Here is a 23,205-nt window from a genome sequence, read left to right on the forward strand (position 1 = left end):
GCTGATAGCTGATAGCTTATGGTTTGTTCTTTAACTTTTTCTGTGTGCGCTTTTGTTCTGCTTTTTTAACATGTTTGCTGATCCATTTAGTCATTTTTGCCATTAATGCTGGCGGGAAGTCGTGGCCCATACCGTTTACTATCTTTAATTTTGATTTGCGAATCTGTTGGGCGGTTTGCTTTCCGGCGGCGACTGGCATGACAGGGTCTAAACTGCCGTGTATAACGAGGGTGCGAACGTTTATTTTCGGCATTAAATGTTGCCGGCAATCACTAGCAGCAATGGCGGCGAGTTGACGGTTAAAGCCTTGTGGGTTGTGTGCTCTATCTACTCCTAATGTGGCTTGTTTACGCAAAGCTTGTTCGTTTTGAGGGTACGCTGGACTGCCAATTAATTGATTGAGCTTTATATTATAATGTATAGCACTATCACGACTAAATTGACGCGGACGGTGTTTTGCCAGCTGTAAAAATAGTTTTAAACTCGATGCAGAGAGTTTTGGCTTGCCAGAACTCGACATAATGGAGGTTAAACTTAGAACCTTCTTTTTATTTTTTGCGGCAATCAATTGCGCAATCATTCCTCCCATTGATGCACCCACTAAATGTGCTTTTTTGATTTTTAATGCGGCCATTAATTCTAATACATCATTTGCCATATCATCTAACGTATATGGAATATGGGTTTTAATAGGTAAACGTTTACTTAGCCAGATTTTAAATAGGTTAGGGCTACCAAATTGATCAAGTTGGCTTGAAAGCCCGGCATCGCGGTTATCAAAACGGATTACTCTAAAGCCTTTAGCTACAAGGCCTAAATATAACTCATCAGGCCATACCGTGAGTTGCGCACCGAGACCCATAATTAAAATAATAACAGGAGCGGTTTTATTACCTGTATCTTGGTAATGTATAGTAATACCACTATGTGTTTTTATTGTAAGCATACTCGACATTTAATATGTTCTGACTCTACGCTTTTTAGTATAGTCATATTAGCCCGAAGGGTCATCGCATCTATTATGAACTTTTATGGTCATAGCCTCGCTCATATGCTGAATATAGTTATACAGATCTCAAACACAAACGAAGGGAAATATATGTTTAGGTGGTTGTTTATTTTATTTTTTTTAACGGGTTGTACAATCCAAACAGCACCCACTAATCAAACGCGGCTAAGCAAAAGTTCGATTACACCGCCAGCGACATCGAACACGCTCAAAACAATAGGGGTCATTTCCATAATTGGCGATGCGCTACAGTGTGAACATACCGGCTTCACAGTATTTAGTAACGAGGAACAACGCTATTTACTGCCAGCAGCATTAAATGAGCAGTTAGTGCAATATGCTGTGACCAAGTTTGCTACCGATGGTGTCGTGTTAAAGCCATTGAATCGGGAGACGCTATCTTTTATCAATGATGAAATAGGCGCATCTCAATTTACTAACATCAAGCTTAAAGAGCGCTTAGAAATTGATCTTTTATTAGTGCTTAGTGGTACGTTTGAATACCGTTCAAAAGATGGTTACTACGCTGAGGATAACGCACTCAATACTAACGCGAGAGGCGTTTTATACCAATTATCATCGGGTGAGCTGCTTTTAGAGGCTGAACATTACCAATATGACTTAAAAAAGCAGTTCAGTTGTACGTTAGACGCATTTCCTGACAATGATGCGCTTTATGAGTTAATCAAAAAAGCGGGAATAGAGTCTCAAGAAGTTGTGGTGAAAACGCTGATTCAATCGCTTTCACCAAAGCAAAGCCCTAATTAACTAACCTGAACTCTGGTTAAGAGATGTACTAATATATTGATACTGAATCACAAATATATTTATTAGTCTCCAGCCGGAGACTTTTAGCGATAACAAGGCGAATTTACGCGTCAATAGCTAGCCTATTGCAAGTAAATTCAACGCAGTTAGCGTTGAAAGTAGCTGCTGGAGATAGATTTATTATCCAGAGTTCAGGTTAACTGGGCTTGTAAACTAATGTTGCTGTGCGTATTGCTCCGCTTGTTTCCAAACGCGAAGCGTATTACCGCTTAAAATCTTTTTAATATCGGTGTCGCTGTAGCCTCTATCCATCAATCCTTGTACTAGGTTCGGGTAAGTAGAAACATCTTTTAAGCCGATAGGAAGCGAGTCACCTACACCATCATAATCAGAGCCAATACCTACATAATCGATGCCAATTAACTCAACAACGTGATCAATATGAGCAAGTACTTGCTCCAGGCTGGCAAAAGGGAATGGGTTTTTAGCGCGGTACATTGCATCAAAATCTTTGCTTAACTTAGTACCTTGCTTTTTTGCCGCGTCTTTTTTGTCATTTAATTGATCGTACCAATTACGCGAGCTTGAGGTAACAAAGCTTGAACCAAAGTTTATCTGAATAACGCCGCCGTTTTCTTTCAGTGCTAATAACATCTTGTCATCCATATTGCGCTCAAAACCAGGGGTGTACTTACGCAATGATGAATGTGATGCAATAACAGGAGTTTTCGACAGCGCCATAACTTGGTAAAACGCATCATCAGATATATGTGATACATCAATCAACATGCCAATGTTATTCATCTCTTTTATTAGCTCTTTACCAAATGGGCTTAAGCCTTTCCATTTACGGCGAATATCATACGATGAATCAGATATATGATTGCTTTGAGAGTGAGCTAGCGTGATATACCTTACACCACGGTCAAAAAAGTGTTTTAGGTTTTTCATGTCACCTTCAATAGGTGAGCCGTTCTCCATGCCCATTGCGATTGATATTTTTTTGTCTCTAAACTGTTGTTCTATATCGCTTGTAGAGTCAGCAATAGCAAACTTGTCAGGGGCGCGCTGTGCAATCGCTTCCATCCCATCAATTAACTGGTTTGCTAATTGATAGCTTTTACCTTTTCCTTCAAACTCTAAATGAGCAGGAATATAAATCGACATAAATGGGGCGTTTAAACCACCTTCAACCGCGCGTGGGTAGTCAAAGTCACCGCCCTCAGTGGCTTTAGTTACATCTGCCCATTTATCATGAATACGGTAAGGTACATCAATGTGGGTGTCGATTAAAATGGTATCGTGAGCAAGCTTGATTGCTTTATCCGAAGGGGTAACTTGCGCAGCGTGTGCCCCTGCAACGGTGAGTGCGATGGCGCTAAGTGCTAGACGTAATTTCATGTTCTTACCTGTTTTATTATAATAATGCTAATGATTGTAACAACAATCGATTCGTCCTGCCTACTATCCGTTTATCCTCTTTTTTAGCCATTAATCACTTATTACCCTTAGGTATCAAGCGTAATCGTTATAGTCCTAGCCAACAAAGACTCAGTATACATCTAAGGCGTACTGCAATTTAAGGGGTATCACTATGCAATTTACTATCAACAATAAGCAGTGCAAACTATCTTTAAAACCAACCTTAGCAGTATTATTACTGGGATTGTCATCAATTAGTTACGCCAATGAAACAGATGATAAAACCGATTTAGTGCTTAAATTCCATGAGGGTTTCTCTGTTGACTTTCAAACAGCCAAAATAAAAGACGTGTTTGATGGTAACGGTGTTGGTATTAATTACCAAGCTTCATTGAGCGAGCTTTCAGAAGACCAGCTTAATGGTAAGGTTGATCTTTATGGGCGTTTGCAGCACCAAATAAATGAAGAGGGCAGTAAATCTAATTTAACTCAAACCGAAATCACCTTAGGGGTTAATTGGGCATATTCAGATAAGACACATTTTTATATCGAAAGTGCATTAATGAAGCAGCAACTTGAAGTTAATAATCGCGTTGGTTCTCAAACATTTAATATTACGCGTCTCGGTGGCAAATATAATTTTTATAAGGATTTTGTGGTGAATGCGGCTCTAGAGCATCGTGATGCGTTAAAAAACGAGACCGGGTATAAGTTGGCACTTGAGACAACCAAGGCAAAATATGCTTTATTTAGCGCGGGTTACCTAAGTGTAGGTAATAATCAATCAATGTTTTTTACTTTAATATCAAAGTTTTGAGTAGCAAACTAACATAGCTTGGGTACAATGCTGTGTATTATCAAAGGAGTGTACCCATGCGAACTTATTGGCTTTGTCAGTTTTTAGTTTTTATTAGTATTGTGCTTATAAACTATGGTTTAGGAGTTGCGTTATTAAATACGTCAATTGAGCACCATGCTAATTTGCTTTTAAGGACTATCTCGCATGCATCTGTATTTGTTTTATTGACACATTTTATCCTTTACACCCTAGGTAACAGGCTATGTGGTAAGTTAAAAATAGCCCGACTCAATATTTTTTTGCTAAGTGCATTGTCTATTTTGTTAGCGCTAATGCAGACGCTGAATGTGATTTATTTTACGCCTTTCATTTTACCTGAGAGCGCGTCGAGTATGAGCATACAAATGTATGGAGAAACAGCCGTAGATTTAAATGAGAAACAGTTTACCGGAATAATCTCAAGCTTTTTAAATGCATTAGTAATGAGTTTAATATGGAGTGGTTGTTACTTAGCTGTTGTATCGCGAAGAGAGAAAAAGCTTATTATGAGCCAGCTGAAAGAGCAGCAACTTGAAAGCCTTAAAAACCAAATAAACCCTCATTTTTTATTCAATACTTTAAATACAATTCGCGGCATGATTTACCAAGATCAAGATAAAGCTGCTGATATTGTTACTCAGCTTTCGGAGTTATTTAGATATAACCTCACCACAGACTTACAAACCCACGTCAACTTTGATCAAGAGTGGAAGGTATGTGAACATTATTTAGCGATTGAAAAAGTAAGGTTTGGTAAACGGCTACACGTTTCAATGCAGTGTGATGACGCGTTAAAAAAAGTCGTATTACCGAGTATGGCTTTATTAACTTTAATTGAAAACGCTACAAAGCATGGCATTGCTCATTTAAAAGAGGGTGGAGCAATAAAAGTAAATGTAGTGAGAACAGGGGAAACTGTCACGATTACAGTGAGTAACCCTTTTGATGAAACGAAACTTAAGTCCGGCACCAAATTAGGATTACAGAATATTCAATCAAGACTTGAACTAATGTTTGCGCAACGAGGTAAATTACTCATTCAAAAACAGAGCGGTCAGTTTAATGCAACTTTGGAGGTGCCCTATGCTGCATAATAAGCCAACCATAACAGCATTAATTGTTGATGATGAGCTCCTTGCTCGAAATGAGTTAGCTCGGTTATTAAAGCCTTATAAGCACATAGATATAATTGATGAGGCTGAAAATATTAGCCATGCCAATGAATTAATAAAAAAGCATAAGCCTGATGTTGTTTTTCTTGATATTGAAATGCCGGGCGGCACAGGTATTGAGCTTGCAGAGCAGCTTGCAGGTGAGACACCTATTATATTTTGCACAGCCTACAACGAGTTTGCTGTAGATGCCTTTAGTCTTAATGCCGTTGACTATTTACTAAAGCCCATTGTAAAAGAGCGTTTAGAAGGCACCTTAGAAAAGCTGGAAGGGCAACTGACACAGCGCCCTGTTAGTTACTTAGATGATAACTTTAAATTGATGGTTAAATTTTCTGAGAACATGAAAATTATCAAATTGGCAGATATTTTAAGGTTTGAAAGTATTGGTAATCATGCGGCGATCTATACTGCTTTCGGGAAGGCCTATATTCATAGCTCTTTAACTAAAATTGAAGCTCGCTTAAATCCAGATTACTTTTTACGAGCTAGCCGCAGTGACATAATACGACTAGACGCGATAATAGAACTCGAAGAAACTATTAACTATGGGCTATTAGCAAAGCTCAGTAATGGTGCGCAAGTTGAAATATCTCGTCGTCAAGCAAGTAAATTAAAGCAACAATTAAGCTTTAATTTATAGTTATTGCTGCTGATGTTGCTCTTCACTTTGCATGGCTTTGAACTCGTTTTTTGAAATAATGGTGACCGACTCGTGCAGCTCAGAGAAAAATACCATGGCTTCACCATTTTTTAGCTGCTGATTGACTTGCGCTACTTTACTTTCAATACTTAATTCTTGCTCACCGTAATCGGTGCCTTCGCGTAAAACGTAACTTTCAATTAAGTTATAAAGTGTATCTTTATCGAGTTGCTGGTGTGGAATGATCATAGTGGCCCTTTTATAACGACTTGATTAAAGTACTCAGGAACTATTTTTTCTAACCAAAAAATAGGCTTAAAGGGGTTTTTACCTGATATAAAACCTACATGCCCCCCTTTTTCAGAGATGCGTAGCGTAACATGCTCGCTCACATCTTGCCTACTCGGAACCGCTTTAATCGACAGCATTGGATCATCCTTAGCATGTACAACCAAGGTTGGGGTCGCAATGTGTTTTAAATACGGCATTGCGCTGGCTTGTTGGTAATAATCTTCCGCGTCTTTAAAACCATGCAAAGGGGCGGTGAGTTTATTATCAAACTGCCATAAATCATCAATCTCCATCAACTGCTCGGGGGTTAATTCGATTTGTTGTTTAATTTGCGGCAGTTTGCGACGCATTGATTTTTTCATCCGGTCGAGTAAATATTTTTGATAAATTTTACCTAAGCTTTTACGAATAACTTGGCACGATGGTGATAAATCATAAGGGGCAGACACTACCGCTGCGCCGTCAAGTAAACAGTCAGCGCCTTGTTCGCCTACGTACTTAGCGAGTACATTCCCCCCTAATGAAAAGCCAACCGCAACCATAGGACGGTTTGGAAACTGTTGTTTAAGTTGTTTAACAAAGAAATCAAGGTCGCCTGTTTCGCCGCTATGATAAGCGCGGGGCAGTTTATTAGCCTGTGTTGAACAATTGCGAAAATGCATTAGTACTACTTGATAGCCTTGCTTTTTTAATGCTTTCATCATGCCTTTGGCATAAAAGCTATTAATGTTGCCTTCAAGGCCATGCAGTACGATAGCAAGCGGAGCATCATCGTTTTTAGGTAACGACCACGCAAGCTCTAAAAAATCGCCATCAGGAGTATCAAGTAGCTCTAATTGGTAACGCGTATTATGAAAAGGGCGAAAGAAACGCGGTATGATAGTTTGCACATGACGGTTTCGCATCCACCATGCAGGATTAAAATGAGAAAGCATTTTTGGTAACTGTTCAGCTAATCGAGGGATTAGTGTAACAAATTTTTCACTCGTATAGCCAAGGTAATGAGGTAAATAAAAAGCCCCTAATCAACTAGGTTGATAGGGGCTTTGCGCGTCGTGCTTAATGCTGTTCGTTAATATCTGCATCGTGTACTTTTTTCATGAAAAAATACACAAAGAAAAGGCATAAACTAACAACGACTCCTAGAAAACCAAATGATAAAAATAATACTGGGTCGCTAAAAAAATCTCTAAAGAATACGTCCATAATTGCCTCCTGATGTCTATGGGGTAATCATAGGTCTATTTTTGCGGCTTTGAACTGATCCAGATCAAGCTATTTTCCTGATTATTAAAAGAGCCGTAAAGAAGTTGATTTGGATCAAATAGGTTGGCTAGAGCATAGCGAAACCCAACGAGAATTAATGATAAAAAGCAGTTTCAAGGTAATGAATTACTGTAGGTGGTTATTTATCGCGATAACTTTTATTGTAAGTTTGCTGAGCTAAATCACGGCTTTGTTTTCCTCTAAAGCGCAGCGCCTCTTAGCCTCTTTGTGAATAAGTCATTTAAAGATCTTTTTGCACAAAGAGAAGAGCATGAGAAGTAAATGAGTGAATACAAAATTTAATTACTCGTAGGAAATGGCTTTAGCCATAAATTATGTCGTTATTAAAGTTAACGCGCTAAAGCACGACCTACATGAGAGCTTTTACAAATAGAGCCTTGTGTTATTTGGCGTGCTGCAAGGTGTTAGGGTAAAGCTATTAATTGTGGTTATTAACAACTGTTGTTGTTGTTTCTCGAGCTTGAGCTCAGTACTGAGCAGCTCTTTACGAATTACAGCGTAATCTGCAATCTCGGTTTGATTTGCTTTTAGATAGGCGCGTGTAGCACGAAGGGGCTTCAATACCTGCTGGTCAAATTCACAAATTGATTGTTCAAGCTTGTTTAGCTGAGTTTGACTAACTGCTAGCTTGAGAGAGTCTAGGTAATACAGTAACAAACACAGGTTTACATTTTTACCTTGCTGGTTTTGATAATCCAACAGACGCGTTTGCATGTCACCTTTGCTATAAAGGTCACATGCAAATTGCCAAAAGTCATCGCAGTTAAGCAAGTTCATCGGCAAACGCTTGTTCTTTTTCTTCCATCTCTTCAAGGGCCATGAGTAGCTCTTCTTCGATATCGTTTACTTTAGGTGTTAATGTCGCTTGTTTTGCTATTAACTCTTTTAGTTTGGCTTTGTTGTCATCGTTATAAAGGGTGTTATCGCCCAGTGCAACTTCAACTTCGTTTAGTTCTGCTGAATGTTTATCGAGTTGTTTTTCAAGTTTTTCAATGTGCTTTTTAAGGGGCTGAATTGATTTTCTAAATTCTGCCTCTAAACGCTTTTGCTCTTTGCGGTTAACGTGTGAGTTTGCTTTTGGTTCGTCATCAGTTTGCCTAACCTTTGCGGCTTCTTTATTGGCATTGAGTAACCATTGATAGTACTCATCTAAGTCATAGCCAAACTGCGTGACTTCGCCGTTATCAACCAAGTAATATTCATCGGCGGTGTTTTTGAGCATATGGCGATCATGCGATACCGTAACCATAGCACCTTCAAAGCCTTGCAACGCCATCACTAAAGCGTGGCGCATTTCTAAATCAAGGTGGTTGGTTGGCTCATCCAGCAGCAGTAAGTTAGGTTTTTGATAAACCAGCATAGCTAAAACGAGGCGGGCTTTTTCACCCCCTGAGAATGGCGCAACTGGCTCAAGCGCTTTGTCGCCTATAAATGCAAAGCCGCCTAAAAAGTCACGCAGAGATTGCTCACTGGCTTTTGGATTTAAGCGCTGGATATGTGTAACGGCACTGGCTTTTAAATCTAAGGATTCTAATTGGTGCTGCGCAAAGTAACCGATGTTTAAACCCTGGTGTTGAAATACTTCACCGGCTTGTGGCTGTAGCTCGCCAGCGAGGAGTTTAATAAGTGTTGATTTACCCGCACCGTTACGCCCAAGAAGTGCAATACGACTACCCGGTACTAAGTTAAGTTTTATACTATCTAAAATAGTCACATCACCATAACCTGCTTTGGCTTTATCAAGTGTCATAAGCGGGTTAGGTAAGGCAAGTGGCTCGGCAAATTCAAAATCAAACGGCGAATCGGCATGTGCTGGGGCAAGTTTTTCCATACGCTCAAGGGCTTTTACACGGCTTTGTGCTTGTTTAGCTTTACTGGCTTTGGCTTTAAAGCGTGTAATAAATTGCTCAAGGTGGGCAATTTGCTCCTGTTGTTTTTCAAACATCGCTTGTTGTTGCAGTAAGCGCTCGGCTTTTTGGCGTTCAAATTGCGAATAGTGGCCTTTATATACATTGATTTTTTGTTGGTCGATATGCCAAATCTGATCAACCACCGCATCTAAAAATTCACGGTCATGAGAGATCAATACCAGCGTGCCTGTGTAAGCGCGTAAAAAACGTTCTAGCCAATAGACGGCATCTAAGTCTAAGTGGTTAGTTGGCTCATCCAGCAGTAGCAAGTCGGCATCGCGAATCAGTGCTTGGGCTAGGTTTAAACGCATACGCCAACCACCAGAAAACGCACTGACTGGGTTTTCAATTAGATTATTGGCAAAGCCTAAACCGTGCAATAGTTCGCCTGCTTTGGCTTCAATACTGTAGCCTTTAATGTTCTCAAGCTGAATATGCACTTTGGCTTGTGTATCGCCGTCGTTATTTTGCTCAGCTTCACGTAATGCAATCCGCAGCGCGTAGTAATCAGGGTGGCCTTGTAATACGTAATCAATCGCGCTTATTTCAAGCGCTGGAGTTTCTTGTTTTACCGACGAAATAGACCAATCTTTAGGGATGGTGTAATTACCCGCATCTAACGAAAGCTCTGACTTTAATAAGCTAAATAAGGTAGATTTACCGCAGCCATTTGCACCGACTAAGCCTACTTTGTGCTCTGGAAATAAGGTTGCTGAAGCATCTTTTAATAGTGCTTTACCGCCACGCAGAAGTTCTATTTCTGAAATTTGGATCATGAATACGTTACTTTACTGTGCCCTGATTTAATTGCCCACATCATAGCACGGATCGACTTATGGTTATCAATCGTATCTGTATTAGGATAAAATGAAAGCAGTTAAAACTGTGGAGAAATGGTGTGAAACAGAGAAAACGATTTATTGCGGGTGCAACCTGCCCTGAATGTAAAACCATGGACATGATGATGCTTTATAAAGAGCATGACGTTGAAAAGGTTGAGTGCGTTCAGTGCGGTCATAAAATGACTCAGCCAGAGCAAGCTGTGCAAGCATCAACACGCCAATTTGAACAAGTGATTGGCGTGTTTAAGCCGGGCGATTAACCGTTTGTTTAATAATGCGGTGGCGGCGGCTCTTGCATTTGCGACATTAAAGAGGGTTGTTGCGACTCTTTTATTTTTTCAGCCAGTAGCTCTGTTTGGCGTTTCATTTTAGCCAACAGCTGCTGGTGAGCTTTAATTTCATCATTTAAAATATCAATGGTCTCGTCTTGGAAGGCTACTTTGGCCTCAAGCTCCATTAAGCGATGTTCAATTGTGTTCATTAGCTTCTCGTATAGTAAAGCGCTCAGCGATTCCGCTGGAGCTTTCGGTTAACAACGCAGTATCGTTATCAGTAAACGCGACATCTAATACCACCGCAGATTTAGGCTTACTGCCTTCTCGCGGAGTGACTCGCCAGCTTTGAATATTTTCACCATCGGCTATTTGCCATAAATCAACTAAGCGGTTAGGTGAGCCAGTTAACAGCAACGTTGCTTGTTCGTTAAATCGAACCGCAGTAAAAATTTTCTGACGGGCAATATACTTTAGTTTGCTAACAAGATCACCTGTTGTCAGCTGCCATACATGTGCTTGTGCCATACTGTCTGCGGTAAAGGCATAGCGACCTTGTGGATCAAGGGCTACTTGCGTAACACGGTTGGGGTGATTAAAACGGTGAATAACTTGGCCGCTTTGCGTATCCCAAAAATAGGCAACATAATCATTTGATCCACTTAATGCGAAGCGGCCATTGGGTGAAAGATCTACCACGTTAATTTTTTCTTGGTGGCCAAGGAACTCAATGCGCCTTCCGGTCTCTAAGTTGAGGTAAACCACAACATTGTCGCTACGGCCATACAAAACACTGCGGCCTTTGTTGCTAATAGCGATATCGCGAATGGTGGCGGTTTTTATTTTGTAGTAGCCAACGTTGTCACCCGTGTTGATATCCCAAACGGCAAACGTGGTTTTTTCAGCAGTAACGGCATGGCTGTTATCAAAGGCGATGGCAACAGTGTGTACCAAACTATCTTGGTCTTGTTGCTGAAACCATTGGTATTTTAATACCTGCTGTTGATTATCCCATAGGGCGACCCCATGGTGTATAGATGAGATCAGGCTATACCGGCCATCATGAGAAAGGGCAGAGGCAAATGCGCCCTTTGCTGCGTGCTCATAGCTGGCAGTCGCGTGTTCTTTTTGTTCTGAGCAGGCAATTAATAAAGTGCAGCACAGAAGATACAAAAAAGTACGAAATATCGACATATTACAGGTATTTCCCCTTAACTCTTATTGACTGAGAGGTTAGACTAGGACGCGATAAAGGTCGAGGTCGTTTATCTAATGATTTGAAATTGGCATATTGCCTTACTCAGTAATTAGATAAGCAGCCTATCACGTAGGCCGTTAATCTTTAACTAGTAATAATACAATAAATGACATCTGCAAAGTGTGTCGGAGATTTAAAATGAAAAAGACGATTAAATTGTCATTGATTGCAGCGTCAGTTTTAGCGCTTACAGCTTGTAATCAAGAAGCAAAACAAGAACAAGCACCTGTAAAGTTAGAAACTGAAGCACAACAACAAGCATACGGTATTGGTGCATCTGTAGGTAACTTTTTAAATAAAGACTTAGCTGACAAAACTGAGCTAGGTGTTGAGCTTGATCAAGCATTACTTATGCGCGGTTTTAAAGATGCGCTTGCTGGCGAGTCTAAGCTAGATGAAGAGAAAATCCGTGAAGTATTAACTGCACTTGATACATCTGTACGTACTAAGCAAGAAGCTCAGGCGAAAGTTGAAGCAGAGAAAAGCAAAGCTGCGGGTGAACAATACCTAGTTGATAACGCTGCAAAAGAAGGCGTAACAGTGACTGAGTCAGGTCTTCAATACGAAGTACTGTCAATGGGTGACGGTGAAAAGCCTGTAGCGACTGACGTTGTTAAAGTACATTACAAAGGTACTTTACTAGACGGCACAGAATTTGATAGCTCTTATTCACGTAATGAACCTACAACATTCCCACTTAACCGTGTTATCGCAGGTTGGACTGAAGGTTTACAGCTTATGCCTGTTGGGTCTAAGTACAAATTCACTATTCCATCTGAGCTTGCTTATGGCGAACGTGATTTAGGTAAGATCCCTGCTAACTCAACACTTGTTTTTGAAGTAGAATTACTTGAAATTCAAGGTGAAGAAGAAGTAGCAGCAGCTGAGTAATTTACTCAAGCTAGCAAAAAGGGGCCAATTGGCCCCTTTTTTGTATAAATTACTTTTTATTCAGAGTGATTTGAATATAGGTTATCGATGAGTTCATCCTCTAGCTCAAAGCGTAGTTCTAACGCTTCACCCAACTTAGATAAGTCATTATCAAATTGATTCAACAAATCATCTTTTGCAACTTCGGCATATTTGTCGTTAAAGTCTAATGCTATATCCGTTGTGTCAGAGATGCGAGGGTATAATTCATTGGCAAGTTGTTGGCTTTTAGGACCTTTTTGCTCACAAGCTTTTGCTATGTCGTCATACACTTCAAAGTGTCCAGCAGACAAATAATCCATTAAAATTTGGCAAAAGGTTTGAATTTGCAGCTGATCGGGTAAAGCGTGATCTTTTTTGTCATACGGTGAAAAACCAGCAATTTTACAATAAAGCACGAGTAGCTCTTGGCGCTCTGTAAGCCATTTATCGATAATTGTGTGGCTCCCGCCCCATTTTTGTTGAGCTTTTTCCAAACGCGTCAGCATGATTATTCTCCTAAGCCGGGTTGGTTTTGTTTATATAACAATGAAATATGGAGAAAAGATCAACACATTTTTTTCTTTATTCAGTAACAAAATTTTAAGTTGTTGATTTAAAGTAACTTATCAAAGTTAAATAAAAATGTGTTTAGTTTCTTTAAGGCAAGAAAAAACCACCATAAATGGTGGTTTAATTTCTTTTTCCATGACTTGTTAAAACAAGCTTTCTTTTTGTTTTGGGAAGATTTTTATTTTTGTTGTTATACAATTTTTATTATTGTTTTTGTTAACGCGGGACAAGTTATACCAAGGTTTTTTGTATGTTGCAAACTTATTAATAAAAAAATTTAAATGTTACATTCTTTTTCGGGCATTTTTTCTACGTTGCATAAAACCTTTGATCTAAATCTATACAGGGGTGTTTTACAATTATTGCGATAGAGCGCTGTGCCATATGGTGATACAATCTGCGCAATATCTACAAGTTTTAGGATCCTTTACGCTATGAGCGAATTAAAAAACGACCGTTATTTACGTGCATTACAAAAACAACCTGTTGATGTGACTCCGGTATGGATGATGCGCCAAGCTGGCCGCTATTTGCCTGAATACCGCGCAACACGTGCACAAGCGGGCGATTTTATGAGCCTGTGTCGAAATGCTGAACTTGCCTGTGAAGTGACTTTACAGCCATTGCGTCGTTACCCGCTAGATGCAGCTATTTTATTTAGCGATATTTTAACGATCCCAGATGCAATGGGCTTAGGCTTGTACTTCGAAACCGGTGAAGGCCCTAAATTTGAACGTCCAATTTCATCTTTAGCTGACGTTAAGAAAATTCCAAAGCTCGACCCAACGGATGAACTTGGTTATGTAATGAACGCCGTAAGCACTATTCGTCGTGAGCTAAAAGGTGAAGTGCCACTTATTGGTTTTTCTGGCTCACCTTGGACTTTGGCCACTTATATGGTTGAAGGTGGTAGCAGCAAGGTATTTGGTAAAATCAAAAAGATGGCGTTTGCAGAGCCGCAAACATTGCATTTATTGCTTGATAAACTAGCTGATTCAGTGATTGATTATCTAAATGCACAAGTAAAAGCGGGTGCGCAATCGCTTATGGTTTTCGATTCATGGGGCGGAGTATTAAGCCCACGTGATTACAACGAATTCTCGCTGCAGTATATGCATAAAATTGTTGATGGTTTAATCCGTGAATATGACGGCCGTAAAGTGCCTGTAACATTGTTTACTAAAAACGGTGGTCAATGGATAGAAGCAATCGCGGCAACAGGCTGTGATGCTGTTGGGCTTGATTGGACTATCAACATTGGTGATGCTAAACGTCGTGTAGGCGATAAAGTAGCGTTACAAGGTAATATGGACCCATCAATGCTGCATGGTACGCATGATCGTATTCGTCAAGAAGTTGGTACGATTTTAGAAGACTTTGGTACTGGCAATGGTCACGTATTTAACTTAGGCCACGGTATAACACCGGATGTTGATCCTGAAAATGCAGGTGTATTCATCAATGCGGTACATGAGTTAAGTGCGCAATATCATAAATAAAGGCTATTAGCGTTTATAATTTAAAAAGCCCGCTAACGTTAGCGGGCTTTTTATTGTCTTTAAGCGCTTATTAAATACGGATTATGTAAATAAACGGTTTAAGCCATTAAGTGCCGCAACGCGATAGGCTTCAGCCATGGTTGGGTAGTTAAAGGTCGTATTAACAAAGTAATCGATATTATTACCACCATGCTTTTGTTCCATAATGGCTTGGCCAATGTGAACAATTTCTGAGGCACGCTCACCAAAGCAATGTACGCCGAGTACTTCTTTGGTTTCAGTGTGAAACAATATTTTTAAACTCCCTACTTCAGTGCCTGCAATTTGTGCACGAGCTAAGTGTTTAAACTGCGCGCGACCTACTTCGTAAGGTATTTTAGCCGCAGTAAGCTCTTGCTCAGTTTTGCCCACAGAGCTCATCTCAGGGATAGTATAAATACCCGCCGGAATATCAATGATCAGCTTTTCATCGCAATTACCACAGGCAATGGCATCCGCTGCAATTCGGCCTTGGTCAAACGCCGCACTGGCTAAGCTTGGGTAACCAATTACATCACCCACAGCGTAAATGTTATCGATTTCGGTTTGGTATGTTTCGTTGACTTTTAGCTGGCCACGGCCATCAGCTTTCAATCCAACAGCTTCAAGGTTTAAACCGTCGGTGTTACCAGTTCGGCCATTAGCAAATAAAATGCAATCCGCTTTTACACGTTTACCTGATTTTAAATGCATTATTACGCAGTCTTCACGGGTTTCAATGCGGTCAAACTCTTCGTTATGACGAATAACAATGCCGCTGTTCCAAAAGTGGTAGCTTAATGCATCTGATATCTCAGCATCCATAAACGCCAATAAGCGGTCGCGAGTGTTAACTAGATCTACTTTAGCACCGAGCCCTTTAAAAATAGACGCATACTCACAGCCAATTACACCAGCACCATAAATTAAAACGCGATGAGGGTCATGCTCAAGCCCTAAAATTGTGTCGCTGTCGTAAATACGCGAGTGAGTAAAATCGACTTCAGGTGGGCGATACGGGCGTGAACCTGTGGCAATAACAATGGTCTTTGCCGTCAAGCGCTCTGTTGAGCCATCTAGGCGAGTAATTTCAACGGTGTTTTTATCAATAAAGCTCGCATCACCTTGGAATAAATGAATGCGGTTACGATCATAAAAACTGCTACGCAAGTTAGACTGCTTTGAGATCACCGAGCTTGCGTGACGCAAAATATCGGGAAAAGTTAAGCGGGTGGGGCGTTCACCCATGCTAAATAGCGGGTTTGCTTTGTATTCAATGTAGCGGCTAACTGAATGGCGTAGGGCTTTTGATGGAATGGTACCCCAATGCACACAGCCTCCGCCTACGCCTTCTTGGCGTTCGATAACGGCTACTTTTTTGTTGCTTTTAGACAGGTTCATGGCGGTACCTTCACCGCCAGGTCCTGTGCCTATAATAATTGCATCATATTGATATGATGGCTGTTCTTTCTTTACTTGTTGTTTGGCCACTGCCACTCCTACATTAACTAAAAGAGGCTTTTAATAACCTCGCATTCAGTGCTAGCCATGCTTGCTTTTGACTTTCCCAAGCGGCTTCTAATTCATGGTATTGTGTAATTAAAGCTGATTTTTCGCATTGTTGCAGCATGTTATTCTTTTTAACTTCTAGCACCTGTTTTTTTAGGGCGCAAAAGTGCTGTAATTTTTTCAACAATAAATCATATTCTTGCTGCAACAATGTTAGCTTATCTTGCGCTAGTGGCAATTTAGCTAAGCGAATTTGCGTTTTATTCATGAGCGTTTCGGCCTTCGCTTTTTCAATACGTTCGACCGGCGTACGTTTCAACTTATGTGCTAAGCCTAATGCTGCAAGCGAGCGAATTAACCATTTTGTAGGATCATAATGAAACCATCTAATGCCATTGCGGTAATCGCTGGCAAATATATGGTGAAAATTATGATACCCCTCGCCATAGGTGAATAGCGCTAAAAAGCCATTATCACGGGCTGTATTTTTTTCAGTGTAAGGGCGAGAGCCCCAAATATGCGCCACTGAATTAATAAAAAATGTAAAATGTTGGCTTAACACTAAACGCAACAATCCAGCTAATAATAGCATACCAAATACATCGCCGACCATTAAACCAAGGGCTAAAGGAATACCAATGTTTGTTGCCAATACCAATTTCATATAGTGACGATGCTGCCACATAACTACTTTATTGCGTTGTAAGTCACGGCAGTTGCTGTAATCACCATAGCTATCACCTTGATAATCACGCAACATCCAACCTATATGACTATACCAAAAGCCATTAGTTGCAGCGTATGGGTCTTTTACAGGGTCATCTACTTGGCCGTGATGAATTCTGTGATCGCTGCTCCAATGCAGTGCGCTATTTTGTAATGCAAAAGCACCACCTAAAGCAAAAAAAGCCTCTATGACAGGGTGAGCGTCGTAGGTTTTATGTGCCCATAGGCGGTGATAGCCAGCAGTTATCGACATGCCGGCATAAAACATACACGCAACAAAAGCAATCCAATGCGCACTGGTAAATCCATGGGTAATTCCATACCAAGGAACTAAGGTAACAGCAGCCAAAAAGGTCAGGCTAAAAAATAGGACATTGGTCCAAATTATCGGTGGTTTTTTCATCTTTAAAAATCTGAGCGTACACTTGTACGCTAAAATAGTATTTCATTCTCTCGCCGTCAAGTATTAGACTGGGGAATTAAGCTAAAAGTCACCATAATTTGATTTAAATTAAATCAGGAGTAGTTCATGTCGGGTGTTCGCGCGCAACAAAAACAAAAAACACGACAAGCCTTAATTGAGGCGGCATTTAATCAATTAAGTGCTGATCATAGTTTTTCTAACCTCAGTTTACGTGAAGTTGCTCGTGAAGCGGGTATTGCGCCTACTTCGTTTTATCGCCACTTTAAAGATATGAATGAGCTGGGCTTGACCATGGTTGATGAAGCTGGTCTAACATTACGTCAATTGATGCGCCAAGCGCGCCGACGTATCGCTAGCGGTGGCAGTGTGATCACGACCTCCGTGGTGACTTTTATGGAGTTCATTGATAACTCAAGTAATCAGTTTAGATTGCTTCTGAGAGAACGTTCGGGGACATCAAAAGCATTCAGAGCAGCCGTTGCCCGAGAAATAAAGCATTTTATTTTAGAGCTGGCACATTACCTTGAAAGCGAAACACCTTGTGATGCAACTCAAGCATACATTCAAGCAGAAGCAATGGTTACCCTGGTATTTAATGCAGGAGCAGAAGCCCTTGATTTGGAAGGCCAACAACGTGATGAGTTGGTTGAGCGAGTGATTTGGCAGTTACGTTACATTACCCGCGGTGCGAGTAATTACATTAGAGACCACAATAATAGCTAAAACTATAAATAGTTAATCTAAGCAATGACAGGTTAAGCACTAGTTTAAAAAGCTCAAAAAACTACCTTTGTGTATTATTATATCCACTTTAATTTTTAATTTGAATTATTTATCCTTCTAGTGTTGGTTTTAATGATGTTTTGAGGTGATATTATGCTTGCTTGTGTTGTTTTGAAGTGTTAAAAATAGGCTTCACTGAACACACACATTTAGTAAAGATGATGCAAAATACACATTTAATTACATTAAAACTAAACCTCCTGCTGCTAACGTATGTGAGCGGGCATTAGTGTATTTTCATTAAAAAACATTAAAAGACCCCGCAAAATGCGGGGTTTTTTTTATCTCGCAATTAGGGTAGCTGAGAATTAAGGGTAGATTATGCAGGATAAAGACAAGGTATGGATTTTCGACACCACATTACGTGACGGTGAGCAGGCGCTTAAAGCAAGCCTAACTGAAGATGATAAAATTCAACTGGCACACACGATCAGCCGCCTAAATGTGGATGTGATGGAAGTGGGCTTTCCGGTTTCGAGCCCTGCCGATTTTCGTTCAGTACAACGCATTGCGACTGAAGTAAAAGGTCCTATTATCTGTGGCTTAGCTCGCTCTGTTGCTAAAGACATTGAAGCCTGCGGCGAAGCACTTCGCACAGCACAGCAAAGCCGTATTCATACTTTTATCGCTACCAGCCCATTGCACTTAGAGCACAAATTACGTATGAGCTTAGATGACGCTACAGCCATGGCGGTTAAATCAATCAAGCTTGCTCGTAACTATACCGATGATGTGGAATTTTCATGTGAAGATGCCGGCCGTACACCGCATTGGGATTTATGCAAAATTGTTGAACAGGCCATCAATGCGGGTGCTTCAACAATTAATTTACCCGATACCGTTGGTTTTGTAACACCAGACGAGTACGCGGCGATGATCCATCATTTAATGAATAATGTGCCTAATATTGATAAAGCCCGTTTGAGTGTGCATTGCCATAACGACTTAGGGTTGGCAGTTGCAAATTCCGTTGCCGCTGTTCAAGCTGGCGCACGCCAAATTGAGTGTACTATCAATGGTATTGGCGAACGTGCGGGTAACTGCTCGCTTGAAGAAGTGGCGATGATTATGAAAATGCGCCAAGACCACTTAAAAGTACACACAGATATTCGCAGTGAAGAAATTTACCGCGCATCACGTCAAGTGGCAAAAATTTGTAATATGCCAGTGCAGCCTAACAAAGCGATTGTGGGCGAAAACGCCTTTGCGCACAGTTCTGGCATTCACCAAGATGGTGTATTAAAAGCGCAAAATACCTATGAGATTATGTCGCCAGAAAGCGTAGGTGTACCAAACAACCAATTAAATATGACTTCACGCTCAGGTCGCCACGTTATTGAACATCGTTTAGAGGAGCTAGGTTACCAAAAGTCTGATTACGATATGGATAGCTTGTATGCAAGCTTCTTAGCCTTAGCTGATCAGAAGGGCACGGTTTACGACTATGATCTTGAAGCGATGATTTATTTTAATCAAATCAGTGATAAAGACGAAAAATACCAATTAGAGTTTGTTAACTCTACCTCTAACTCGCAGTCAGTGGCGAGCTCAACTATTGGCATGACTATCGGTGGCGAATCGAAACAAGAAGCCGCAACCGGCAATGGCCCAGTTGAAGCGTCATTCTTAGCGATTGAGCGCTTAACGGGTATGGCTGTTGAAATGATAGAGTTTAATTTAGAAGCCACCGGTGAAGGCGCAAGTTCACTGGGGCAAGTCAATATTATAGCTAAATACGATGGTCGTCCTTATCACGGTGCGGGCATTGCAGCGGATGTGGTTGAAGCGTCAGTACGCGCCATGATCCGTGTTTATAACTTAATTTATCGTGCACAAAAAGTGTCTGATTTAAAACAACAAAGGAAAGCAGGATGAGTCAAACAAATTATAGCGTTGCGGTATTAGCAGGCGACGGTATCGGCCCAGAAGTAATGGCAGCAGCAGAAAGTGTGCTGGATGCTGTAAGTAACAAGTTTGGCTTTACCATGACTCGCCATCCTCATGCGATTGGCGGCGCCGCGATTGATGAATTTGGTAAAGCATTACCAGATACAACGCTTGCAGCCTGTGAGAAAGCCGATGCGATTTTATTTGGCTCAGTCGGCGGCCCCAAATGGGAGCACTTACCGGCAGATGAACAACCAGAGCGCGCCTCTTTATTGCCACTGCGTAAGCACTTTGGACTGTTTTGTAATTTACGCCCAGCTCAACTATTACCAGCATTAAGTGCAGCATCACCACTGCGTGCAGATATTAGTGAGCGTGGCTTTGATATTTTATGTGTGCGTGAATTAACCGGTGGTATTTATTTTGGTGATAAAGGCCGTACGGGTGAAGGTGCTGATGAAGCTGCATTCGATACACAAACCTACTCGCGTAAAGAAATAGAACGCATTGCGCGTTTTGCCTTTGAAGCGGCAAAGTTGCGTAGCAATCATGTTACCTCAGTAGATAAAGCGAACGTACTCGCATCAAGTGTATTATGGCGTGAAGTGGTGACAGAGGTAAGCAAAGACTACCCAGAAGTCAGCCTAGATTACATCTATGTTGATAACGCAGCAATGCAATTGGTTAAGCAACCAAGTCAGTTTGACGTATTGCTTTGCGATAACTTGTTTGGCGATATTTTGTCAGATGAATGCGCGATGATCACCGGCTCTATGGGGTTATTACCATCAGCCAGTTTGAATCAATCGGGTTTTGGTATGTATGAACCTGCTGGTGGCTCTGCGCCAGATATCGCAGGCAAAGGCATTGCTAACCCAATCGCACAAATCTTAAGTGCGGCACTGATGTTGCGTTATTCGCTAGGCCAAGACGAAGCGGCGCGTTGTATTGAAAAAGCAGTCGCTGAAGCCGTTGAGGCAGGCGTTGGTACGCCAGATATTTATCCAAATGGCGGATACACGACCAGTGATGTTGCAGCAGCAATCGTTTCACGCATCTAAATATTTTCATAGCCGAAGCACCGTTATGCTTCGGCTCAAAACAGCATTAGGGAATGAGCAAGTGGCCCAAACTTTATACGACAAAATCTGGCAAGCACATGTAGTGGCCAGTATTAATGAGCAAACCGACTTACTTTATATTGACCGTCACTTAGTGCACGAAGTAACCTCGCCGCAAGCGTTTGCAGGCCTACGTGAAAAAAATCGTAAAGTACGTTGCCCAGAAAAAACCATCGCGACCATGGATCATAATGTATCGACTAAAAGCCGATCACTTGATGCCGCGAGTGAAGTATCAAAAAACCAATTAATGGCGCTTGATGCAAACTGTAAAGAATTTGGCATTACGCTTTACGATTTAAATTCTATTAATCAAGGCATTGTGCATGTAATGGGGCCTGAGCAAGGGATTACCTTGCCTGGCACTACCATAGTCTGTGGTGATAGTCATACTTCAACGCACGGTGCATTTGGTGCATTGGCTCACGGTATTGGCACCTCTGAAGTTGAACATGTACTCGCGACGCAAACGCTACAGCAGAAAAAAGCCAAGTCATTAAAAATTCAAATTAATGGCGTTTTACGCCCAACAGTGACAGCTAAAGATTTGATCATGGCGGTGATTGGCAAGCTTGGTACCGCCGGTGGTACAGGTTATGTAGCTGAGTTTTGTGGTGAAGGCATTGAAGCACTGTCAATGGAAGCGCGTATGACGCTGTGTAACATGAGTATTGAAATGGGCGCGAAAGCCGGTTTAATAGCTTCTGACCAAATTACGTATGATTACTTAAAAGGTCGCCCGTTTGCACCAAAAGGCGCTGATTTTGATGCCGCGGTTGCTTATTGGGAAACGCTAAAAACCGACGAAGGCGCGCAATTTGATTTAGAAGTGGAACTAGAAGCGAGTAGCATTCAACCGCAAATTACGTGGGGCACGAGCCCTGAGCAAGTAATTGGTGTGGATGAATTTATACCCGATCCAGATAAAGAATCTGATTTAATTAAAGCCGATGCAATTCGTAGTGCACTTAAATACATGGACTTAAAAGCGGGAGAAAAACTGTCATCAGCAAGCGTTGATACCGTATTTATTGGCTCATGTACTAACAGCCGTATTGAAGATTTACGTGCAGCTGCTCATATCGTGCAAGGCAAACAAGTAGCCGCGGGTGTTGAAGCGTTAATTGTACCAGGTTCAGGCTTGGTGAAAAAACAAGCCGAAGACGAAGGCTTAGCTGATATTTTTAAAGCCGCAGGCTTTGAATGGCGCGAGCCGGGTTGTTCAATGTGCTTAGCCATGAACGATGACCGTTTAGGTGCAGGCAAGCGCTGTGCATCTACCTCAAACCGTAATTTTGAAGGACGCCAAGGTCGCGGCGGACGTACACATTTGGTGAGCCCAGCAATGGCCGCAGCGGCAGCCATACATGGTCGTTTTGTTGATATTAGAGGAGAGGCTTAATGAGCACTTATTTTAGCGGCTTAATGGCCCCACTAGATAAAAACAACGTTGATACTGACCAAATTATTCCTAAGCAGTTCTTAACATCAACCAGCCGTGACGGCTTTGATGCAGCACTGTTTTACGATTGGCGCTATTTAGATAACGGCGAGCCAAACCCGGAGTTTATTTTAAACCGCCCCTGCTACCAAGGCGCGCAAATTTTGTTAACGCGCGATAACTTTGGTTGTGGCTCATCACGTGAGCATGCACCGTGGGCACTTAAACAATACGGTTTTGAAGTGATTTTGGCAGAAAGCTTTGCTGATATTTTCTTTAATAACTGCGGTAATAACCAAATGCTTGCGATTGCATTACCAGCGCAAACATTGGAAGACTTATTTGTACTGAGTGAACAGCACGACGATATTCATATCGACATCGATCTTGAAAATCAAATGCTTACCAGTAACAAGTTTGCACCAATCAGTTTTGATATCCGTAAAGATGTAAAAGAGCGCTTATTAAGTGGCTTAGATTTTATCGGCGTGACCGAAACCCTAAACCCACAAATCGGCGCCTTTGAAGCAAAGCTTAACGCCGAGCGCCCTTGGCAGTAGAGGTTTAAAAGTTATTAAACAATGAACGCGGCGAAAGTCGCGT

General features: G+C 41.3%; 24 protein-coding genes. 12 read left to right on the top strand and 12 right to left on the bottom strand.

What is annotated here, in order from left to right:
- Nucleotides 1-16 precede the first annotated feature (16 nt).
- Nucleotides 17-946 carry an alpha/beta hydrolase gene (locus tag CSC79_RS08960; RefSeq protein WP_099295491.1) on the bottom strand — a complete coding sequence of 310 codons (930 nt, stop codon included), beginning with the start codon at nucleotides 944-946 and terminating at the stop codon, nucleotides 17-19.
- A gap of 153 nt (nucleotides 947-1,099) precedes the next feature.
- On the opposite strand from CSC79_RS08960, the gene CSC79_RS08965 reads away from it, so the two are divergent.
- On the top strand, nucleotides 1,100-1,777 hold the full coding sequence (locus tag CSC79_RS08965) for a hypothetical protein (protein ID WP_099295492.1): 678 nt from the start codon (nucleotides 1,100-1,102) through the stop codon (nucleotides 1,775-1,777).
- Between the two features lie 213 nt (nucleotides 1,778-1,990).
- On the opposite strand, the gene CSC79_RS08970 is transcribed toward CSC79_RS08965, so the two are convergent.
- Entirely contained in the window at nucleotides 1,991-3,178 is a 1,188-nt protein-coding gene (locus CSC79_RS08970; RefSeq protein WP_099295493.1) for a dipeptidase, read from the bottom strand.
- 193 nt (nucleotides 3,179-3,371) lie between these two features.
- Here CSC79_RS08970 and CSC79_RS08975 point away from each other — a divergent pair, with 193 nt between their 5' ends.
- The 3 genes from CSC79_RS08975 to CSC79_RS08985 are packed head-to-tail and all read left to right on the top strand — an operon-like array spanning nucleotide 3,372 to nucleotide 5,852.
- Complete coding sequence (locus CSC79_RS08975) at nucleotides 3,372-4,016, top strand: hypothetical protein (protein ID WP_099295494.1); 645 nt, start codon at nucleotides 3,372-3,374, stop codon at nucleotides 4,014-4,016.
- A 56-nt stretch (nucleotides 4,017-4,072) separates the two neighbouring features.
- The gene (locus CSC79_RS08980; RefSeq protein ID WP_099295495.1) at nucleotides 4,073-5,131 is read left to right on the top strand and encodes a histidine kinase; all 1,059 of its coding nucleotides are present in this window, start codon (nucleotides 4,073-4,075) and stop codon (nucleotides 5,129-5,131) included.
- Nucleotides 5,121-5,852 (top strand): LytTR family DNA-binding domain-containing protein, encoded by a 732-nt coding sequence (locus tag CSC79_RS08985; protein ID WP_028834815.1) that lies wholly within the window; start codon nucleotides 5,121-5,123, stop codon nucleotides 5,850-5,852. The genes CSC79_RS08980 and CSC79_RS08985 overlap by 11 nt, the downstream gene beginning before the upstream one ends.
- On the opposite strand, the gene CSC79_RS08990 is transcribed toward CSC79_RS08985, so the two are convergent.
- The 5 genes from CSC79_RS08990 to CSC79_RS09005 all read right to left on the bottom strand — a co-directional run bounded on the left by CSC79_RS08990 (nucleotide 5,853) and on the right by CSC79_RS09005 (nucleotide 10,116).
- Nucleotides 5,853-6,101: a YheU family protein gene (locus CSC79_RS08990; protein ID WP_099295496.1), complete on the bottom strand. Its 249-nt coding sequence runs from the start codon at nucleotides 6,099-6,101 to the stop codon at nucleotides 5,853-5,855. It abuts the gene before it with no gap.
- Nucleotides 6,098-7,078 carry a hydrolase gene (locus CSC79_RS08995; protein WP_099295497.1) on the bottom strand — a complete coding sequence of 327 codons (981 nt, stop codon included), beginning with the start codon at nucleotides 7,076-7,078 and terminating at the stop codon, nucleotides 6,098-6,100. Before CSC79_RS08995 ends, CSC79_RS08990 begins: the two co-directional genes overlap by 4 nt.
- 124 nt (nucleotides 7,079-7,202) lie before the next feature.
- Nucleotides 7,203-7,349 (bottom strand): hypothetical protein, encoded by a 147-nt coding sequence (locus CSC79_RS20205; RefSeq protein WP_167850831.1) that lies wholly within the window; start codon nucleotides 7,347-7,349, stop codon nucleotides 7,203-7,205.
- Nucleotides 7,350-7,793: 444 nt separating this feature from the next.
- A complete protein-coding gene (locus CSC79_RS09000; protein WP_099295498.1) occupies nucleotides 7,794-8,207 on the bottom strand; it encodes a TIGR02444 family protein in 414 nt (137 codons plus the stop codon).
- Nucleotides 8,194-10,116, bottom strand: a complete 1,923-nt coding sequence (locus CSC79_RS09005) for an ATP-binding cassette domain-containing protein (RefSeq protein ID WP_099295499.1) — start codon at nucleotides 10,114-10,116, stop codon at nucleotides 8,194-8,196. The genes CSC79_RS09000 and CSC79_RS09005 overlap by 14 nt, the downstream gene beginning before the upstream one ends.
- Before the next feature lie 122 nt (nucleotides 10,117-10,238).
- Here CSC79_RS09005 and CSC79_RS09010 point away from each other — a divergent pair, with 122 nt between their 5' ends.
- Nucleotides 10,239-10,442, top strand: coding sequence for a YheV family putative zinc ribbon protein (locus CSC79_RS09010; protein WP_087532624.1), 204 nt, complete (start codon nucleotides 10,239-10,241; stop codon nucleotides 10,440-10,442).
- A gap of 8 nt (nucleotides 10,443-10,450) precedes the next feature.
- Here CSC79_RS09010 and CSC79_RS09015 read toward each other — a convergent pair whose 3' ends face one another.
- Both CSC79_RS09015 and CSC79_RS09020 read right to left on the bottom strand, forming a co-directional pair.
- On the bottom strand, nucleotides 10,451-10,663 hold the full coding sequence (locus CSC79_RS09015; protein WP_087532623.1) for a SlyX family protein: 213 nt from the start codon (nucleotides 10,661-10,663) through the stop codon (nucleotides 10,451-10,453).
- Nucleotides 10,650-11,648 carry a hypothetical protein gene (locus CSC79_RS09020; protein WP_099295500.1) on the bottom strand — a complete coding sequence of 333 codons (999 nt, stop codon included), beginning with the start codon at nucleotides 11,646-11,648 and terminating at the stop codon, nucleotides 10,650-10,652. Before CSC79_RS09020 ends, CSC79_RS09015 begins: the two co-directional genes overlap by 14 nt.
- Before the next feature lie 202 nt (nucleotides 11,649-11,850).
- Between CSC79_RS09020 and fkpA the strand changes: the two genes are divergently transcribed.
- Entirely contained in the window at nucleotides 11,851-12,603 is a 753-nt protein-coding gene (fkpA, locus tag CSC79_RS09025) for an FKBP-type peptidyl-prolyl cis-trans isomerase (protein WP_099295501.1), read from the top strand.
- A 56-nt stretch (nucleotides 12,604-12,659) separates the two neighbouring features.
- Here the strand turns inward: fkpA and rsd are convergent, their stop codons facing one another.
- A complete protein-coding gene (gene rsd / locus CSC79_RS09030; protein ID WP_099295502.1) occupies nucleotides 12,660-13,130 on the bottom strand; it encodes a sigma D regulator in 471 nt (156 codons plus the stop codon).
- A gap of 498 nt (nucleotides 13,131-13,628) precedes the next feature.
- On the opposite strand from rsd, the gene hemE reads away from it, so the two are divergent.
- A complete protein-coding gene (gene hemE / locus CSC79_RS09035) occupies nucleotides 13,629-14,693 on the top strand; it encodes a uroporphyrinogen decarboxylase (protein WP_099295503.1) in 1,065 nt (354 codons plus the stop codon).
- An 81-nt stretch (nucleotides 14,694-14,774) separates the two neighbouring features.
- Here the strand turns inward: hemE and sthA are convergent, their stop codons facing one another.
- Nucleotides 14,775-16,202 (bottom strand): Si-specific NAD(P)(+) transhydrogenase, encoded by a 1,428-nt coding sequence (gene sthA / locus CSC79_RS09040; protein ID WP_099295504.1) that lies wholly within the window; start codon nucleotides 16,200-16,202, stop codon nucleotides 14,775-14,777.
- A 13-nt stretch (nucleotides 16,203-16,215) separates the two neighbouring features.
- The gene (locus CSC79_RS09045; protein WP_099295505.1) at nucleotides 16,216-17,349 is read right to left on the bottom strand and encodes a fatty acid desaturase; all 1,134 of its coding nucleotides are present in this window, start codon (nucleotides 17,347-17,349) and stop codon (nucleotides 16,216-16,218) included.
- Nucleotides 17,350-17,475: 126 nt separating this feature from the next.
- On the opposite strand from CSC79_RS09045, the gene fabR reads away from it, so the two are divergent.
- From fabR to leuD, 5 genes are all read left to right on the top strand, one after another.
- On the top strand, nucleotides 17,476-18,093 hold the full coding sequence (gene fabR / locus CSC79_RS09050; RefSeq protein WP_099295506.1) for an HTH-type transcriptional repressor FabR: 618 nt from the start codon (nucleotides 17,476-17,478) through the stop codon (nucleotides 18,091-18,093).
- 381 nt (nucleotides 18,094-18,474) lie between these two features.
- Nucleotides 18,475-20,028 carry a 2-isopropylmalate synthase gene (leuA, locus tag CSC79_RS09055; RefSeq protein WP_099295507.1) on the top strand — a complete coding sequence of 518 codons (1,554 nt, stop codon included), beginning with the start codon at nucleotides 18,475-18,477 and terminating at the stop codon, nucleotides 20,026-20,028.
- On the top strand, nucleotides 20,025-21,101 hold the full coding sequence (gene leuB / locus CSC79_RS09060) for a 3-isopropylmalate dehydrogenase (protein ID WP_099295508.1): 1,077 nt from the start codon (nucleotides 20,025-20,027) through the stop codon (nucleotides 21,099-21,101). Before leuA ends, leuB begins: the two co-directional genes overlap by 4 nt.
- A gap of 61 nt (nucleotides 21,102-21,162) precedes the next feature.
- On the top strand, nucleotides 21,163-22,563 hold the full coding sequence (leuC, locus tag CSC79_RS09065) for a 3-isopropylmalate dehydratase large subunit (protein ID WP_099295630.1): 1,401 nt from the start codon (nucleotides 21,163-21,165) through the stop codon (nucleotides 22,561-22,563).
- On the top strand, nucleotides 22,563-23,162 hold the full coding sequence (gene leuD / locus CSC79_RS09070) for a 3-isopropylmalate dehydratase small subunit (RefSeq protein ID WP_099295509.1): 600 nt from the start codon (nucleotides 22,563-22,565) through the stop codon (nucleotides 23,160-23,162). Before leuC ends, leuD begins: the two co-directional genes overlap by 1 nt.
- Nucleotides 23,163-23,205 lie beyond the last annotated feature (43 nt).

Origin of the sequence: Pseudoalteromonas sp. 3D05, from assembly GCF_002723455.1 — a bacterium.
Lineage (GTDB): Bacteria > Pseudomonadota > Gammaproteobacteria > Enterobacterales > Alteromonadaceae > Pseudoalteromonas.

Excerpts from the sequence above, each read along its gene's own strand:
- leuB (WP_099295508.1), top strand. The coding sequence starts at position 20,025 with ATGAGTCAAACAAATTATAGCGTTGCGGTATTAGCAGGCGACGGTATC.
- CSC79_RS08990 (WP_099295496.1), bottom strand. The coding sequence starts at position 6,101 with ATGATCATTCCACACCAGCAACTCGATAAAGATACACTTTATAACTTA.
- CSC79_RS09005 (WP_099295499.1), bottom strand. The coding sequence starts at position 10,116 with ATGATCCAAATTTCAGAAATAGAACTTCTGCGTGGCGGTAAAGCACTA.
- CSC79_RS09045 (WP_099295505.1), bottom strand. The coding sequence starts at position 17,349 with ATGAAAAAACCACCGATAATTTGGACCAATGTCCTATTTTTTAGCCTG.
- CSC79_RS08995 (WP_099295497.1), bottom strand. The coding sequence starts at position 7,078 with ATGCTTTCTCATTTTAATCCTGCATGGTGGATGCGAAACCGTCATGTG.
- leuD (WP_099295509.1), top strand. The coding sequence starts at position 22,563 with ATGAGCACTTATTTTAGCGGCTTAATGGCCCCACTAGATAAAAACAAC.
- CSC79_RS09000 (WP_099295498.1), bottom strand. The coding sequence starts at position 8,207 with ATGAACTTGCTTAACTGCGATGACTTTTGGCAATTTGCATGTGACCTT.
- hemE (WP_099295503.1), top strand. The coding sequence starts at position 13,629 with ATGAGCGAATTAAAAAACGACCGTTATTTACGTGCATTACAAAAACAA.
- CSC79_RS08965 (WP_099295492.1), top strand. The coding sequence starts at position 1,100 with ATGTTTAGGTGGTTGTTTATTTTATTTTTTTTAACGGGTTGTACAATC.
- rsd (WP_099295502.1), bottom strand. The coding sequence starts at position 13,130 with ATGCTGACGCGTTTGGAAAAAGCTCAACAAAAATGGGGCGGGAGCCAC.
- fkpA (WP_099295501.1), top strand. The coding sequence starts at position 11,851 with ATGAAAAAGACGATTAAATTGTCATTGATTGCAGCGTCAGTTTTAGCG.
- CSC79_RS09020 (WP_099295500.1), bottom strand. The coding sequence starts at position 11,648 with ATGTCGATATTTCGTACTTTTTTGTATCTTCTGTGCTGCACTTTATTA.
- CSC79_RS08960 (WP_099295491.1), bottom strand. The coding sequence starts at position 946 with ATGCTTACAATAAAAACACATAGTGGTATTACTATACATTACCAAGAT.
- CSC79_RS20205 (WP_167850831.1), bottom strand. The coding sequence starts at position 7,349 with ATGGACGTATTCTTTAGAGATTTTTTTAGCGACCCAGTATTATTTTTA.
- CSC79_RS08975 (WP_099295494.1), top strand. The coding sequence starts at position 3,372 with ATGCAATTTACTATCAACAATAAGCAGTGCAAACTATCTTTAAAACCA.
- leuA (WP_099295507.1), top strand. The coding sequence starts at position 18,475 with ATGCAGGATAAAGACAAGGTATGGATTTTCGACACCACATTACGTGAC.
- CSC79_RS08970 (WP_099295493.1), bottom strand. The coding sequence starts at position 3,178 with ATGAAATTACGTCTAGCACTTAGCGCCATCGCACTCACCGTTGCAGGG.
- CSC79_RS08985 (WP_028834815.1), top strand. The coding sequence starts at position 5,121 with ATGCTGCATAATAAGCCAACCATAACAGCATTAATTGTTGATGATGAG.
- fabR (WP_099295506.1), top strand. The coding sequence starts at position 17,476 with ATGTCGGGTGTTCGCGCGCAACAAAAACAAAAAACACGACAAGCCTTA.
- CSC79_RS09015 (WP_087532623.1), bottom strand. The coding sequence starts at position 10,663 with ATGAACACAATTGAACATCGCTTAATGGAGCTTGAGGCCAAAGTAGCC.
- CSC79_RS08980 (WP_099295495.1), top strand. The coding sequence starts at position 4,073 with ATGCGAACTTATTGGCTTTGTCAGTTTTTAGTTTTTATTAGTATTGTG.